Raw genomic sequence first — 16,393 nt, 5'->3', positions numbered from 1 at the left:
GCCTGCAAACAAGCTGTCGTTTGTGGTCGAGCCTCGAAAGTGGCACTAAACTTGGATAGCCTATGCTGACCCGGCTTTAGCGGGGTCAGAACACAGTTGCAGATATCAGCATAGTAAAAAGCAGAATTTATGACCTGCTTCCACCGCTTTTCCCTCTCCGTTGATAACTGCAAATATCAGTAAATCAGGCGCGCAGCCGCGCCTGTCACGATGTTGTTGGATTTACTGGTAGGCGAGAGTGAAGTTAGCAACCGAAGAGAAATCACCAGGTACTATAGCCACCTTCTCAGAATCACCTTGCAGGTATGCAGCGTAAGAGAGCGTGTTGTTACCATTATGAACAGAGGTTGGCTGTGTTGGGCTACCCAGACTGACAGAGGCACCATCGCCGTTAGTGATAACCAGCGCTGCTCCAGATACCTGGCCAACTAACGCCAGGTTTGTCGGCTGTGCTTTAGACGCGGTGCCGGTAAAGGTGGCGGTAACGGTTTTATTCGTCAATGAAGAAACATCGCAGTTTTCCAGCTTAATAGAGAAAGGACGCGGAGTTGACTTACCGGCTTTCTTCAACGCTGAATTTGAGATCTGGCCCATATCAACAGTCTGGTTCGCTGTTTCAGAGGTGATAGAGCAAGGTGAATCAATAACAGAGCCTTTAAAGGTCACCGTACCCTGACCCTGGCTACCAGGAGCAGGAGCTGGATCAGCAGCAGAAGCAGCACTGCTGGCTAATACGAAACCCAATACTACAGCGGCTGAGCGATTATTCAATTTCATTAAATTTTTCCTCTTGATAAAATACATTGATGCAATATATTGAAAACGAGACGAGCTTCCCCCGTTCCAGCAAAATAGTGGAGGAACATCTCATGAAAATTCGTATATAAAGCCACGCGTTATGAGTAGACTTTTAAACTTTAAAGAAACCCATTTATTAACAAATGAGTATTAATATATCTACATAAGGCTGAAAAATAATATTACTGCGGAGAAACAGCTCCCCCCGCAAAATTAATTTGGTTATTATCGATCTTAACTCTTATCGTGCCTTTCGAAATATGAGGGGCATTCTAAACAAAAAAAAACAAATCAACAAGGCTAATAAAGAGAAATGAAATAGTTAATTACTATCAATATGGTAAAATCAATCGGTAAAATTTTATATTAATCTATCGCTATTTGAGGGTTTCCTGTGGCGACCAGTCAGTACCGATGTAAAAATGCCCCAAATGCCAATGTAAATCAGATGGCCCTGCTGCAAAACCTAGGGGCGTCGGATAAGTACAGCCAGACTTGCGCCCTCCCAAGAAGCTTAGGCCTGCCTACTGCGCAGCCAGGCTCACGCCGCATGTATACTGCGGGCGCGGGATCGACAGAAATCGGCTATCGGTATGGCGGTATTCAACCAGCGCCCTCTCTTCCAGATCGTTAATCTCATGAAGACTGTCGATTGCTCTGGCACGCACTTTATCGCCACCCGTCCGATTATTCGGAGGCGTAAGACACTTGGCGAAGCCGCCATCAGGGAAATTTTCGATATCACCCAACAACACTGGAACGAGCAGGCTCGACATCTGGTCTGACAAGGGCTTAACCTATTTGCTGTAGGCGGTGTGATCTGGCAAACATTGGATACACCTAAAATACCGAAAGTTTTGTTCAATCTGCATTCTGCGACTATACAGTTTCATAATCTGCTTCGGTGAAAACTCCGTTGTATTTGTAAATGTCAGCCACGGTGATTTTCCTGCACAGCGTGCTTTTTTAGTCACCATTGCACGTGCTGCTTTGTCCTTCGCACGCTTAAATTTTTGCCCCTTCGGTTTGCTTTTATAAAGATAAAAATAACCTTGATACCGCGCATTTTTATCTCGTCCCAGAAGACCTTGTCCGAGATAAGATGGCGTAAGCGAAGCTTTACTGTTGATGTCTTTTACCTTTTCCCATTCACCATTAATGCTGTGGTACTGTGCTCCCAGCACCCGGCAGAGAAAGATCCATCCCCGGGAACGGATCAGCCGGAACCCGTGTCCCTGAAAACCAGCATCGGTAATAATGATAACTTCAGTCTTCGGAATGAAACACTTTGCGAGTGTATCAAGAAAATGTTCATGCACACTCAGGCTACCTCACTGTGATGAGGACGCAACACAACTCATTAAGGGTAATAAGGGTAACGAGCGACCATCATAGGCCAGGCTAGCCCTCAGAAGCTGAAAATTAGCAGAGTGATAACCACTCCAGTCGATCAGACTGATCACCCTGGACATATTATGGGTAATATGTTGTGTGATTTTTTGAAAAATACAATCCATTTTATCGTGTAAATGTTGATTACCTAACAGCCTATCAACGCGCTTAATTTTATGTTTAACGCTGGCATATCCAGGTAAATAACGGCCAATACTGTAAGGGTGAGAGAAGCGCCATTAATTACTGCATTCGTAGCGTCGATGAGTGCCTGTTGGCGATAACAGTGCAGAGATGCAAGTATATTCTTAAAAAAATTTCTGGCGTAATGAACGTGCAGGCATAGGGATATCTCGTTGAATTGGTTGCACAATCAATAAGATCATAAATTTCTGTGCCTGTCACTTTTTCTGGGGATACCTCAGGGGTTGCCTCCCATTACAATTATAATTATAATATCTTGAAAAAAATAATAATCATAAAGTAAGTATGATTATTTTCTTTGATCGGATTATAATTTTTGGATTTTTATATCTCTTTGGTGTGACGTTTTAATTTACAGCCATTTTTTGTTTTTTCAATATTAATTAGTAAGTTACGTTGTAAAATTAAAAAGCATTTACATAAAACATAGAATTTTATGCATATTTCATCATTGACTGGCATAAATTTAGGTTAGGGTAATAAAATTCTCTCACTCCGTCATAGTCTTTGCCTATATGACACACTTGATAAGGATGTATAACAAAATGAGTAGCTCTAAATCTGGGCTTTCTGTTTGGCAGGTTGTGATTATCGGGATCGCCTACATGACCCCGATGACTGTTTTCGATACCTTCGGGATAGTGTCTGGAGTGACTGAAGGACGTGTGCCAATGGCCTATCTTCTTGCTCTGGTCGCTGTTCTGCTTACTGCGCTAAGCTATGGTCGCCTGGTGAAATTGTACCCTGATGCAGGTTCTGCCTATTCCTATGCCAAAAACACCTGCGGTAATCAGGTCGGTATGCTTGTTGGCTGGGCGTCATTGCTCGATTATATTCTTCTCCCCATGATTAATTCCCTGCTCTCAGGAATATATTTAAGGTCATTGTTCCCACAAATCCCACCATGGACTTTTATTTTTGCCTTCACCCTGCTGGTAACATTCATTAACTGCAGAAATATTAAGCTGCTGGCTAACTTGAACTTCATCCTTGTCGGATTACCTGTATTCTTGATGGGGGTATTTATCTATCTCGTTATACATGGGGTAAGTCATAAACTGGGCTACAGCCATGTCTGGACATTAGCACCATTATTTAACGGAAATACGCATATCCTTCCACTGATAAGTGGGGCAGCTATTTTATGTTTCTCATTCCTCGGTTTTGATGCGGTAACCACTTTATCCGGTGAAACACGAAATGCAAAAGTCGCCATTCCAAAAGCGATATTCATTACAGCATTAAGTGGTGGATTTATTTTCTTTGTAGTCGCCTGGTTTACACAATTATATTTCCCAGATAACTCTCACTTCAAAAATCCGACTGAAGCTATGCCTGAAATTATACTTTATGTGGGCGGCTATTTCTTCCAGTCTGTTTTCCTGGTGGCTATTTTAGTTAATACCTTTGCCTCGGCACTGGCATCCCATGCCAGTGCCGCGCGGTTGTTAAATATCATGGGGCGTGACAGAATTTTCCCTAAAAGATTCTTTGGATATAAAAGTCCGGAAACTCATAGCCCGCTTTACTGCATCCTTTTTGTTGGCGGAATATCCATGACCGCTGTCTTCTTTAATCTGGATACTGCTGTCTCTTTAATTAGCTTTGGTGCTCTTGTTGCATTCAGCTCTGTAAATATCTCTGTATTAATACAGTTTTCCATTGTTAAAAAACAAGTTAATTCTCCTCGTGAAATCATTGATAACATTATTATGCCGGTAATGGGGCTATTGTCGGTAGGAGTGATGTGGTTCAATTTAGATAAAGATGCAATGGTGTTTGGCCTGGCATGGGCGGCGCTTGGCCTGGCTTATCTGATCTATTGCAAACTGACGAATAAGGTGGTGATTCTTTCCGATAATTAATCCTGCAGATAGCGAGTATGTGTGCCCTCAGTGTGTTTTCCTGAGGGGCTATGTTTAATCAATTGAGTATTTAAAATGCATGCTAAAAAAACCATTAAGAAGCCAGTTATAACAAATGACGCAATTTACACACAAACCCAAAATGATACGATTGACGGTGACTGGAATTGGGTGCGTAATAAAAAACAAACTGAAAATCCAGACCCTGGAAATCCCGCTAATTACTACGAGTCAACACTTTCTTCATGGGAAACCTTCCCTGCTCTTGAAGGCGACAGGGAGTGTGAACTGGTAGTGATTGGAGGGGGGCTGTTAGGTGCTTCCGCAGCACTCCATCTTTCAGAGTCCGGTGTGGAAACCGTGTTGCTTGAAAAAGACCGTATCGGTTCTGCCGCCTCAGGCCGCAACGGTGGCCAGCTTACCCGGGCCTTGCGCGCTGGGAAGCTGGATCCATGATTGAATATTTGAGCTATGAGGATGCACAAAGACTATGGACATTTACCTCAAGCGAGTCCATGTCATTGATTGATGAAATTACGTCTCGGTATGGATTAGATATCGATCGCGGAAGAGGTCACCTGACAGCCGCTATTCACCCTGGTCACCTAAATTCACTCGTGAAAGAGGCAGACGCCCGGAAATTCCTTGGGGATGAAAGCGTCTCTATCTTGGGTACTTATGAAATCAAGGACCACATCACATCTGATATTTATCATGGTGGTGCTTTAGACATGCTTGGGGGGCAAGTGCATTCCTTAGCGCTTGCGCGTGGCATGATCTACGGCTTTGTTGCCAACGGTGGCACCGTTTATGAACAAAGTGAAGTGATTCGTTTTGAAGAAACAGAAAACGGCGTCAGAGTGCATACTGCGCAAGGAACCCTACTCGCCCGCCGTGGTGTGGTTGTGGCCGTTCACAGTGCGACACACACACTGCTGGAACAGGACAATTCGACCACAATACCTTTCTATACCTACGTAGGCACAACCAGCCCAGTAGCAGGAGGAATACGGACATTATTACCTACTGGCAAAGCAGTCTATGATACTCAATTTCAGATAGACTATTATCGCCCGGTCAGGAACGAACGACTTCTCTTCGGAGGACAGGGTACAGGGACGCGCTGGGAGGACGAAAAAACTGTCGATTACCTGACTTCTCGTCTACGTACTGTTTTCCCGGAACGTGAGGACTTGGAGTTAGAGTTTGCCTGGAGTGGGACGACTGACCTGACGTTAAATGGAGCGACAGATTCCCGAAAACTAGGGAAATATGCCCCTATATATGTCGTCCATGGATGGAGTGGACATGGGATTGCCCAAACTATTCGGATCGGGAAAGCCATACGCGATGACTTACTCGGCGTAAACGATGATTTCACTATGCTTACCACGATTAAACACCGTTCACTGATCATAGGTCGACAGCTTGCGCCTATTGCTATTCCTATTGCAAAAACTCTGATGGAGCTGGGGTCAAAGCTGTCCCCTGGAAAAATGGTGTCATTTTAATATGCTCGTATTAAGTTTAGTTACGACAGAGTAAAAAAATCCTCCTGTTGCTGCTAACTTATTGAGCACTCACAACATTGACAACTGCACCAAATAAAACGGGAGGCTTAGCTTCCCGTTTTATTTGGTGCAGTTGTACAATGTGGCCTAGCTTTCTTCAAACTACAATAGTGTTGGTTGCCTTGGTTTCCTCAGACATTTGTTTGCCAACCCCCTGGTGATCCACTCAGTTACCGCTGTTTACCTTAACCCGAATTATTTTGGGTAGCACGGCTTAAATTGTAGTTTGGAAGATCACACCATCAGCTTTACCAGTGTATTGCCCCAACTGGTTAAAGTTCAGATAGCGGTAAGTATCCGCCGCAGTTTTATCAACCTGCCCCATAAAGGACTGATACTCGTCCGGCGTCGGCAGGCGGCCCAACAGTGAAGCGACCGCCGCCAGCTCTGCGGAGGCCAGGTAGACGTTCGCGCCGGTACCTAGACGGTTCGGAAAATTACGGGTTGAGGTAGAAACTACCGTCGCGCCGTCCGCCACACGCGCCTGGTTACCCATGCACAGTGAACAGCCCGGTATCTCAATGCGTGCACCACTCTTACCAAATATGCTGTAGTAACCTTCTTCGGTCAGTTGAGCCGCATCCATCTTGGTGGGTGGGGCCACCCACAAGCGGGTTGGCAACGGGCCTTTGTGCTGATCCAGCAGCTTACCGGCTGCACGGAAGTGGCCGATGTTGGTCATGCAAGAACCAATGAATACTTCATCGATCTTGCTGTTGGCCACGTCAGATAGCAGGCGCGCATCGTCTGGATCGTTGGGTGCGCACAGAATAGGTTGCGTGATCTCCGCCAGATCGATGTCGATCACCGCAGCATACTCAGCATCTGCATCGCCAGCCAGAAGCTGTGGAGCCGCCAGCCATTTTTCCATGCGCTGAATACGGCGCTCCAGAGTCCGGCGGTCACCATAGCCTTCGGAGATCATCCATTTTAACAGCACGATGTTGGAATTCAGGTACTCTTCGATCGGTGCCTTATCCAGTTTGATGGTGCAAGCGGCGGCTGAACGCTCAGCAGAAGCATCAGTCAACTCAAACGCTTGCTCGACCTTTAAGTCCGGCAAACCCTCGATCTCCAGGATACGGCCAGAGAAGATGTTCTTCTTGCCCTTCTTCTCAACGGTCAGTAGACCCTGTTTAATCGCGTAGTAAGGAATGGCGTGCACCAGATCGCGCAGGGTGATGCCCGGCTGCATTTTACCTTTAAAACGCACCAATACCGACTCAGGCATGTCCAGCGGCATAACGCCCGTTGCTGCGGCAAACGCCACCAGGCCAGAACCGGCCGGAAAAGAGATACCGATCGGGAAACGGGTATGGGAGTCACCACCGGTGCCAACGGTATCCGGCAACAGCATGCGGTTAAGCCAAGAGTGGATAACGCCATCCCCCGGACGCAGCGAAACGCCGCCACGGTTCATGATAAAGTCTGGCAACGTGTGGTGCGTGGTCACATCGACCGGTTTCGGATAGGCGGCTGTGTGACAGAACGACTGCATCACCAGATCAGCAGAAAATCCCAGACAGGCCAGATCTTTCAGTTCGTCGCGAGTCATCGGGCCAGTGGTGTCTTGAGAGCCCACGGAGGTCATCTTAGGTTCGCAGTATTCGCCTGGGCGAATACCGGCAACGCCACAGGCGCGGCCAACCATTTTTTGCGCCAACGAGAAGCCTTTGCTGCTGGCTGCAACCGGCTTAGCGATGCGGAATACATCGCTGTGCGGCAAGCCCAGCGCTTCACGTGCCTTGGTCGTCAAGCCACGACCAATAATCAATGGGATACGGCCACCAGCGCGCACTTCGTCCAGCAGCACGTCGGTTTTCAGTTCAAAGCTGGCGATCAACTCGCCGGTTTCGTGGTTGCGCACTTCGCCTTTGTAGGGGTAAACGTCAATCACATCGCCCATATTCAGCTCAGAGACGTCCACTTCGATTGGCAGTGCGCCAGCATCTTCCATCGTGTTGAAGAAGATTGGCGCAATCTTGCCGCCCAGCACCACACCGCCACCACGCTTGTTTGGCACGTATGGGATGTCGTCACCCATAAACCACAGCACAGAGTTAGTAGCAGACTTACGGGAAGAACCCGTACCAACCACGTCGCCAACGTAGGCTAGCGGGAAGCCTTTCTGGTTCAACAATTCGATCTGTTTGATCGGGCCAACGCTACCCGGCTTATCTGGCACAATGCCTTCACGTTCATTCTTCAGCATCGCCAAAGCATGCAATGGGATATCTGGGCGTGACCAAGCATCCTGCGCGGGCGACAGGTCATCGGTGTTGGTTTCACCGGTGACTTTGAACACCGTAACGGTGATCTTTTCCGCCAGTTCAGGGCGCGACAGATACCATTCGGCATCGGCCCAGGACTGCACCACCTGCTTGGCGTGCGGGTTACCTGCTTTGGCTTTCTCTTCCACATCGTAGAAATTATCGAACATCAGCAGTGTATGGGACAATGCTTTGACGGCAATCGGTGCTAGCTTTTCGTTTTCCAGCGCATCAATCAGCGGATGAATGTTGTAACCGCCCTGCATGGTACCTAACAGTTCAATGGCTTTCTCAGGGGAAATTAAGGGGGATGCCGCTTCACCTTTGGCGATGGCCGCCAGGAAACCTGCTTTGACATAAGCGGCTTCATCGACTCCTGGTGGAACACGATTAATCAGTAAATCTAACAGGAATTCTGCTTCACCTTGTGGTGGGTTTTTTAATAATTCAACCAACGCGGCCATTTGCGTGGCGTCTAGTGGCTTAGGGGCAATGCCCTCAGCGGCACGCTCGGCTACGTGCTTACGGTATTCTTCTAGCACGATGTTCTCCTCGCTCTCATTATCATTTATTGTGCCTAGTGTTTTTTCAAACCGGGTTTAGTGCACGGTGATAGTCTTACTCTCTATCCTGATGGCAGCACTGCTGCCGATATTTTAAACTGTAAGGTACATTATCCGGCTCCACTCAGCGAGCATAACAGGATTTAAACCGGTTGTTAATTTGTTCACATAAAAGCAACATTAAATCTTTACTGAATCATTGCGCATCGGGTAATCAGCCGGAAGAGCACAACATGATATACTTACAATTACAACGGGTATAACGAGTGAAGCAAAGAATTTGGGAGAGCGGACACAAAAAAGCGGCCCCTATCCAGGGCCGCTTGTTAACGACTCAAACCAACAAGCATTACTTCTTCTTGGCTTTCGGGTTTGGCAAGTCAGTGATGCTGCCTTCGTAGATCTCTGCCGACAGACCCACAGATTCGTGCAGGGTTGGGTGAGCGTGAATGGTCAGCGCGATATCTTCTGCGTCACAGCCCATCTCGATAGCCAGACCAATTTCACCCAGTAGTTCACCGCCGTTAGTGCCGACAATCGCACCACCGAGGATACGGTGAGTTTCTTTGTCGAAGATCAGTTTAGTCATGCCATCTGCACAATCGGAAGCGATAGCACGGCCAGACGCAGCCCACGGGAAGGTGGCAGTTTCGTAGCTGATGCCCTTTTCTTTCGCTTCTTTCTCAGTCAGACCTACCCATGCTACTTCTGGTTCAGTGTAAGCGATTGATGGGATCACCTTCGGGTCGAAGTAGTGCTTCATGCCAGCGATAACTTCTGCGGCAACATGGCCTTCATGCACACCTTTGTGTGCCAGCATCGGCTGGCCAACGATGTCACCGATAGCGAAGATATGCGCTACATTGGTGCGTAGCTGTTTGTCTACGTTGATAAATCCGCGTTCGTCAACGTCAACACCGGCTTTGTTGGCATCCAGCAGTTTGCCATTCGGTACACGACCGATGGCCACCAGCACCGCATCGTAACGCTGTGGCTCTGCCGGCGCATTTTTGCCTTCCATAGTGACATAGATACCTTCTTCTTTGGCTTCTACCGCAGTCACTTTGGTTTCCAGCAACAAGTTGAACTGCTTGCTGATGCGTTTGGTGAAGATTTTCACCACATCTTTATCTGCGGCTGGGATAACCTGATCGAACATCTCGACCACGTCGATTTGTGAACCCAGCGCATGGTATACGGTAGCCATTTCCAGGCCGATGATGCCCCCCCCCATAACCAGCAAACGCTGTGGAATGGTTCTCAGCGCCAGTGCATCAGTGGAATCCCACACTCGCGGATCTTCATGGGGAATGAACGGCAATTGAATTGGGCGAGATCCCGCAGCGATGATAGCGTTATCGAAGTTAATGGTCGTTGAACCCTTTTCGCCTTCAACAACCAGGGTGTTAGCACCAGTGAACTTGCCCAAGCCGTTGACCACTGTCACTTTGCGGCCTTTGGCCATGCCAGCCAGCCCCCCGGTTAGCTGAGTGATCACCTTTTCTTTCCAAACGCGAACTTTGTCGATGTCAGTTTTCGGCTCACCAAAAACGATGCCGTGTGCGGCCAGCGCCTTGGCTTCTTCGATCACTTTGGCAACATGCAGCAGTGCTTTGGAAGGGATACAGCCCACATTCAGACAAACCCCACCCAAAGTGGAATAACGTTCAACCAGTACGGTTTCAAGACCTAAGTCAGCACAACGAAAAGCCGCAGAGTAACCTGCCGGGCCTGCCCCAAGTACCACGACCTGAGTTTTAATTTCAGTACTCATCATGACCTCTTAATTGATTGTTCGGCGGGGCAGACGTCATTATCCCCTTCATCTTTCAAGTTGTAGCGTTGTTGGCTTCAAGCATTTACCCCAGCCACCTGCTTGAGTAAACCGTTTAGGAACGACGAACTCTTCGCCTCGCTGCCACTTGAAATCCATTGGGCATATTATTAACCGACCTCATAACGCCCTCCATCCACCGGGACGCTTACACCGCGAGCAGTTTACAGAATTGTTAATACTCTGCAAAGCGTGTTCGAGTGAACCCTGTCTCAACAATTTTGTTTAATTATGCAAAACCCGACAAAACGCTGCTGAAGCGCTAAGGACGCAGCATTATGAACTGCGCCCCTTGGTCATTACATCACCAGGCGGCGGATGTCAGACAGCATGTTATTGATAATGGTGATGAAACGCGCACCATCGGCACCGTCAATCACACGGTGGTCGAAGGAGAGCGACATTGGCATCATTAGGCGCGGTATAAACTCTTTACCATTCCAGATCGGCTCCATTGCGGACTTAGAAACCCCCAGAATAGCCACTTCCGGCGCGTTGACGATCGGCGCGAAGTGAGTTGTCCCGATACCACCCAGACTGGAGATGGTGAAGCAGCCGCCCTGCATTTCGCCGGCGGTCAACTTACCGTCGCGCGCTTTTTTAGAGATGGCCATCAGTTCACGAGAAAGCTCAGTAATGCCCTTTTTATTCACATCTTTGAACACCGGAACGACCAAGCCATTTGGTGTATCAACCGCCACGCCGATGTTGATGTATTTTTTCAGCGTCAGCTTCTGGCCATCCTCGGACAGCGAACTGTTGAAACGTGGCATCTGCTCCAGAGCGGCTGCCACGGCTTTCATGATGAACACCACCGGGGTAAACTTCACGTCCAACTTACGTTTGGCCGCGTCTTCGTTCTGTTGCTTACGGAACACTTCCAGATCGGTAATATCGGTTTTGTCGAAGTGAGTCACATGCGGGATCATCACCCAGTTGCGGCTCAAATTGGCACCAGAAATTTTCTGGATACGCCCCATGTCGATTTCTTCAATCTCGCCGAACTTGCTGAAGTCCACTTTCGGCCATGGCAGCATACCTGGCAGCCCAGCAGCCGGCGCAGCATCAGCGCGTTGTATCACGTCTTTCACGTAAGCTTGAATGTCTTCACGCAGGATACGGCCTTTACGACCGGAACCTTTTACTTTCGCCAGGTTGACACCAAATTCACGCGCTAAACGGCGGATGACCGGAGTCGCGTGTACATAAGCGGCGTTTTCGCTGAATTCACCTTTGCTGTCGGTGTGAGTAGCGGGTGCAGCGGTTTTGGTTTCTTGCTTGGCCGGAGCCGGTGTAACTTCCGCATTCGTCGCAGGAGCGGCGGCGGCTGGTGCTGCGCCTTCCACGGTAAACACCATGATCAAGGAACCGGTTTTCACCTTGTCGCCAGGTTTGATGCGGATCTCTTTCACCATGCCGGCAAACGGTGCAGGCACTTCCATCGACGCCTTGTCGCCTTCAACGGTGATCAGTGACTGCTCGGCGGCCACTTTGTCACCCACCTTCACCATCACTTCGGTCACTTCGACTTCGTCGCCACCGATATCCGGCACTTCAACGTCTTTGGCGGCAGTAGCAGGGGCCAGCGTCGGTTTTTCTTCTGCTTTCACCACGGGTGCCACCTGCACAGCGCCTTCCGCTTCGAAAATCATCATCAGTTTGCCGGTTTCGGTTTTATCGCCAACCGCCACTTTGATCTCTTTCACCGCCCCCGCCTGCGGGGATGGCACTTCCATGGAAGCCTTATCGCCTTCCACAGTGATCAGCGATTGTTCAGCTTCAACTTTATCGCCAACCTTCACCATAATCTCGGTGATTTCGACTTCGTCTGCACCGATGTCCGGTACCTTGATTTCGATAGACATTATTCTGTACCTCTTATGCCAGACGCGGGTTAACTTTCTCTGGGTTGATATCGAATTTCTTAATCGCATCAGCGACTACGGAGGCTTCAATTTCACCACGTTTAGCCAATTCACCCAAAGCAGCAACCACCACGTAAGATGCATCAACTTCAAAGTGGTGACGCAGGTTTTCACGGCTGTCTGAACGACCAAAGCCATCAGTACCCAGTACGCGATAATCGCTGGCTGGAACATAAGTTCGAACCTGCTCTGCGAATAGCTTCATATAGTCGGTAGCCGCTACCGCTGGCGCATCATTCATCACCTGAGCGATGTAAGGCACATGTGGCGCTTCAGTGGGGTGTAGCATGTTCCAACGCTCGCAGTCCTGCCCATCACGCGCCAATTCGGTGAAGGAGGTGACGCTGTAGATGTCGGAACCCACACCGTAATCTTTCGCCAGGATCTGCGCCGCTTCTCGCACATGACGCAAGATAGCACCAGAACCCAACAACTGTACCTTGCCTTTGCTGCCTTCCAGAGTCTCCAACTTGTAGATGCCCCTACGGATACCCTCCTCTGCGCCCTGCGGCATTGCTGGCATGGAGTAGTTTTCGTTCAGCGTGGTCAAGTAGTAATAAACGTTTTCCGGCGCATCGCCGTACATGCGTACCAGACCATCATGCATGATCACCGCCACTTCATAAGCATACGCGGGATCGTAAGAAATACAGTTAGGTATAGTCAGAGACTGAATGTGGCTGTGGCCATCTTCGTGTTGCAGACCCTCACCGTTCAGAGTGGTTCGGCCCGAAGTACCACCGATCAGGAAGCCACGCGCCTGCTGGTCGCCCGCCGCCCAGCATAGATCACCGATACGCTGGAAACCGAACATTGAATAGTAGATGTAGAACGGGATCATCGGCAGATCGTTAGTACTGTAGGACGTCGCAGCGGCCAACCAGGAAGATGCGGCACCCAGTTCGTTGATGCCTTCCTGCAAGATTTGGCCTTTCTCATCTTCTTTGTAGTAGGCAACCTGCTCACGGTCTTGCGGAGTGTACTGCTGGCCATTAGGGCTGTAGATGCCGATCTGACGGAACAGACCTTCCATACCGAAGGTACGCGCTTCGTCGGCGATGATAGGTACCAAGCGATCTTTGATCGACTTGTTCTTCAGCATCACGTTCAAGGCGCGCACGAAGGCGATGGTAGTGGAGATTTCTTTGCTCTGTTCTTCCAGCAGCGAGCTGAAATCTTCCAGAGCTGGCAATTCCAGCTTCTGGGTAAACTCTGGCAGACGGCTTGGCAGGTAGCCTTTCAGTGCCTGACGGCGTTCGTGCAGGTACTGGTACTCTGCGGTGTCTTTTTCGAAGGTGACATACGGCAGTTTCTCGATATCCGCATCAGCAACCGGTACCTTAAAACGATCGCGGAAGTGCTGAACCCCTGCCATGTTCATTTTCTTCACTTGGTGAGCGATGTTTTTACCTTCCGCAGTTTCCCCCATACCGTAACCTTTGATGGTATGAGCCAAGATCACGGTAGGTTTGCCTTGAGTGTCCTGCGCTTTTTTCAGTGCAGCAAAGATTTTTTTCGGATCATGACCGCCACGGTTCAGCGCCCAGATTTCGTCGTCGGTCATGTCTTTGACCAGCGCGGCAGTTTCCGGGTAACGGCCAAAGAAATGCTCACGCACGTAAGCACCGTCTTTGGATTTGAAGGTCTGGTAGTCACCATCCAGGGTTTCGTTCATCAGTTGAACCAGTTTACCGCTGGTGTCTTTACGCAGCAGCTCATCCCAACGCCCACCCCAAATCACTTTCAGCACCTGCCAGCCTGCACCAGCGAAAACACCTGCCAATTCGTTGATGATCTTGCCATTACCGGTGACCGGGCCATCCAAACGCTGCAAATTGCAGTTGATGACAAACACCAGGTTGTCCAGCTTTTCACGGGTGGCAATGGTGAGCGCACCCTTGGATTCTGGCTCGTCCATCTCGCCATCGCCCAAGAAAGCATAAACAGTTTGTTCCGAGGTATCTTTCAAACCCCGGTTTTCCAAATACTTCAGGAATTTAGCCTGATAGATGGCACAGATTGGCCCCAATCCCATCGATACGGTCGGGAACTGCCAGAATTCCGGCATCAATTTTGGATGCGGATAAGAGGACAACCCCTTGCCGTGAATCTCCTGGCGGAAGTTATTCATTTGCTCTTCGGTCAGGCGGCCTTCAAGGAAGGCACGTGCGTAAACACCCGGCGAGATATGCCCCTGGAAGTAAACCAGATCGCCACCATCTTTCTCATTGCGTGCACGGAAGAAGTGGTTAAAGCAAACTTCGTAGAAGGTCGCAGAAGATTGGAAAGAGGCCATGTGACCACCGAGTTCCAAATCTTTCTTGGAAGCACGCAGAACCGTCATGATAGCGTTCCAGCGGATAGCTGAACGAATGCGAAGTTCCAGATCCAGGTTACCTGGGTAAGCCGGTTCATCCTCCACCGCGATGGTGTTAACGTAGTTGTGAGCCGCAGCACCGTCCACCACGTTCACCCCCCCCTTGCGAGCTTCCCCCAATAGCTGCTCGATCAGAAACTCAGCGCGTTCAACACCCTCTTCACGGATGACCGATTCGATCGCCTGTAGCCAGTCGCGAGTTTCGAACGGATCCACGTCATTGGTTAGACGTTGTGACATGGTGGTATTCCTTATCTATCTAATGGTTTATTTGGAGCCAGTCTTCCGGTGTTTTATGACAAAACACCGGAAGACTGGCCCATCATTTGATTGCAGCAAATTCAGCCAAGTACCTCGAACTGACTTTCCACGTAGCCTACCCTGAAGAGAACAGTTCTGAATCCTTGCGTTGCTGGAGACGCCGTAGCGATCTCTCGCGTCGGGTATGCTCCCGGCTGAGATCCAGCAAAACTTCTTCTATAAACGCCAAGTGGCGGTGCGAAGCTTCACGCGCCTTTTCCGGTTCGCGTGCCACAATCGCCTCAAAAATCCCGGCGCGGTGGCTGCTCACTGTTGCCAACATCTCACGGCGCGAGTAGAACAATTCAAAGTTTTTACGCACATTCTGTTCCAGCATCGGCCCCATACAGCGCAGCAGGTGCAGCAACACAACATTATGGGCAGCTTCAGTCACGGCGATTTGATACTGCATAACGGCGCCAGCTTCAGCATCGAGATCACCGCTTTTCTGAGTTTGTTGAATCACAATGTGGCAATCGCGGATGCGCGCCAGATCTTCATCAGTACCGCGCAGCGCAGCGTAATAGGCGGCAATGCCTTCTAGCGCGTGGCGCGTTTCCAGCAGATCGAATTGCGATTCAGGATGGTCGGCCAGCAATTCAGCCAGCGGATCGCTAAAGCTCTGCCACAGATTAGTTTGCACAAAGGTACCGCCACCTTGCCGACGCAAGAGCAGCCCTTTAGCTTCCAGACGTTGGATGGCCTCTCTCAATGAAGGGCGGGAAACATCGAATTGTTTCGCCAGCTCACGCTCTGGAGGCAGCTTCTCGCCGGGATGCAATGTTCCCTCCAAGATCAAGTATTCGAGCCGCTGTTCAATAACGTCTGACAACTTGGGTTGACGGATTTTACTGTAGGCCATGGGTGAATTCTTCTCTGCGAATAGCGCGGAGTCAATTGGTAATACCAATTTCAAATACGTGGCCGTAAAAGTAACAAAGTATTCATCCCCTGTCCATATAAGCCTTGATTGAAAACAGGTTATCACATATTTCTTACTGCAAAGCCCAGCGCAAAACGGTAACACTGCGCTGGTAATACCATATTACGCGTTAACGTTACATGAGGAAGGTTACAGCCTTATTACCCCAGTTTTAATGCATGACTATTGCACCAACGGCGATAAGTTAGGCGGTTTACTGTCCTTTAGACGCCATCAAAAGCGCTTATCCAGGTGATGTCCCGACGTTGATCATCGCAGCGTTCACGCACAATGATGGGACACTGCCGAAGTTATTTCGTCTCCCCCCTGACGTCACACAACCCACATTTTGTTGCCTAGCCTGCTGAAATC

Annotated in this window: 10 protein-coding genes and 1 pseudogene; 4 read left to right on the top strand and 7 right to left on the bottom strand. The window is 49.3% G+C overall.

Translation table 11 applies throughout. The features are described from left to right. Positions 1-222 precede the first annotated feature (222 nt). Positions 223-777 (bottom strand): fimbrial protein, encoded by a 555-nt coding sequence (locus SYMBAF_RS03175; RefSeq protein WP_040263199.1) that lies wholly within the window; start codon positions 775-777, stop codon positions 223-225. 614 nt (positions 778-1,391) lie between these two features. Between SYMBAF_RS03175 and SYMBAF_RS18280 the strand changes: the two genes are divergently transcribed. Beyond that, entirely contained in the window at positions 1,392-1,583 is a 192-nt protein-coding gene (locus SYMBAF_RS18280) for a transposase domain-containing protein (protein ID WP_082026825.1), read from the top strand. A 63-nt stretch (positions 1,584-1,646) separates the two neighbouring features. On the opposite strand, the pseudogene SYMBAF_RS03165 reads toward SYMBAF_RS18280, so the two are convergent. Further along, positions 1,647-2,534: pseudogene (locus tag SYMBAF_RS03165) on the bottom strand (IS4 family transposase); the annotation flags it as partial. 405 nt (positions 2,535-2,939) lie between these two features. Here SYMBAF_RS03165 and SYMBAF_RS03160 point away from each other — a divergent pair. The 3 genes from SYMBAF_RS03160 to SYMBAF_RS03155 all read left to right on the top strand — a co-directional run bounded on the left by SYMBAF_RS03160 (position 2,940) and on the right by SYMBAF_RS03155 (position 5,770). Then, positions 2,940-4,259 (top strand): APC family permease, encoded by a 1,320-nt coding sequence (locus tag SYMBAF_RS03160; RefSeq protein ID WP_152609023.1) that lies wholly within the window; start codon positions 2,940-2,942, stop codon positions 4,257-4,259. A 75-nt stretch (positions 4,260-4,334) separates the two neighbouring features. Next, positions 4,335-4,715: an NAD(P)/FAD-dependent oxidoreductase gene (locus tag SYMBAF_RS17365; protein ID WP_202032429.1), complete on the top strand. Its 381-nt coding sequence runs from the start codon at positions 4,335-4,337 to the stop codon at positions 4,713-4,715. Next, the gene (locus tag SYMBAF_RS03155) at positions 4,712-5,770 is read left to right on the top strand and encodes an NAD(P)/FAD-dependent oxidoreductase (protein WP_202032428.1); all 1,059 of its coding nucleotides are present in this window, start codon (positions 4,712-4,714) and stop codon (positions 5,768-5,770) included. The genes SYMBAF_RS17365 and SYMBAF_RS03155 overlap by 4 nt, the downstream gene beginning before the upstream one ends. Before the next feature lie 274 nt (positions 5,771-6,044). On the opposite strand, the gene acnB is transcribed toward SYMBAF_RS03155, so the two are convergent. The 5 genes from acnB to pdhR all read right to left on the bottom strand — a co-directional run bounded on the left by acnB (position 6,045) and on the right by pdhR (position 15,961). Next, entirely contained in the window at positions 6,045-8,642 is a 2,598-nt protein-coding gene (gene acnB, locus SYMBAF_RS03150) for a bifunctional aconitate hydratase 2/2-methylisocitrate dehydratase (protein ID WP_040263205.1), read from the bottom strand. 370 nt (positions 8,643-9,012) lie between these two features. Beyond that, positions 9,013-10,437: a dihydrolipoyl dehydrogenase gene (gene lpdA, locus SYMBAF_RS03145; protein ID WP_040263207.1), complete on the bottom strand. Its 1,425-nt coding sequence runs from the start codon at positions 10,435-10,437 to the stop codon at positions 9,013-9,015. Positions 10,438-10,796: 359 nt separating this feature from the next. Continuing rightward, complete coding sequence (gene aceF, locus SYMBAF_RS03140) at positions 10,797-12,362, bottom strand: pyruvate dehydrogenase complex dihydrolipoyllysine-residue acetyltransferase (RefSeq protein ID WP_040263209.1); 1,566 nt, start codon at positions 12,360-12,362, stop codon at positions 10,797-10,799. A 13-nt stretch (positions 12,363-12,375) separates the two neighbouring features. Then, the gene (aceE, locus tag SYMBAF_RS03135) at positions 12,376-15,039 is read right to left on the bottom strand and encodes a pyruvate dehydrogenase (acetyl-transferring), homodimeric type (protein WP_040263211.1); all 2,664 of its coding nucleotides are present in this window, start codon (positions 15,037-15,039) and stop codon (positions 12,376-12,378) included. A 136-nt stretch (positions 15,040-15,175) separates the two neighbouring features. Continuing rightward, positions 15,176-15,961, bottom strand: coding sequence for a pyruvate dehydrogenase complex transcriptional repressor PdhR (pdhR, locus tag SYMBAF_RS03130; protein ID WP_040263213.1), 786 nt, complete (start codon positions 15,959-15,961; stop codon positions 15,176-15,178). Between the last annotated feature and the right edge of the window lie 432 nt (positions 15,962-16,393).

This window comes from Serratia symbiotica (assembly GCF_000821185.2).
Lineage (GTDB): Bacteria > Pseudomonadota > Gammaproteobacteria > Enterobacterales > Enterobacteriaceae > Serratia > Serratia symbiotica.
The sequence above is the reverse complement of the archived record's forward strand: the minus strand, read 5'-3'. Positions and strand labels throughout refer to the sequence as shown.

Excerpts from the sequence above, each read along its gene's own strand:
- SYMBAF_RS03175 (WP_040263199.1), bottom strand. The coding sequence starts at position 777 with ATGAAATTGAATAATCGCTCAGCCGCTGTAGTATTGGGTTTCGTATTA.
- SYMBAF_RS18280 (WP_082026825.1), top strand. The coding sequence starts at position 1,392 with ATGGCGGTATTCAACCAGCGCCCTCTCTTCCAGATCGTTAATCTCATG.
- SYMBAF_RS03160 (WP_152609023.1), top strand. The coding sequence starts at position 2,940 with ATGAGTAGCTCTAAATCTGGGCTTTCTGTTTGGCAGGTTGTGATTATC.
- SYMBAF_RS17365 (WP_202032429.1), top strand. The coding sequence starts at position 4,335 with ATGCATGCTAAAAAAACCATTAAGAAGCCAGTTATAACAAATGACGCA.
- SYMBAF_RS03155 (WP_202032428.1), top strand. The coding sequence starts at position 4,712 with ATGATTGAATATTTGAGCTATGAGGATGCACAAAGACTATGGACATTT.
- lpdA (WP_040263207.1), bottom strand. The coding sequence starts at position 10,437 with ATGAGTACTGAAATTAAAACTCAGGTCGTGGTACTTGGGGCAGGCCCG.
- aceF (WP_040263209.1), bottom strand. The coding sequence starts at position 12,362 with ATGTCTATCGAAATCAAGGTACCGGACATCGGTGCAGACGAAGTCGAA.
- aceE (WP_040263211.1), bottom strand. The coding sequence starts at position 15,039 with ATGTCACAACGTCTAACCAATGACGTGGATCCGTTCGAAACTCGCGAC.
- pdhR (WP_040263213.1), bottom strand. The coding sequence starts at position 15,961 with ATGGCCTACAGTAAAATCCGTCAACCCAAGTTGTCAGACGTTATTGAA.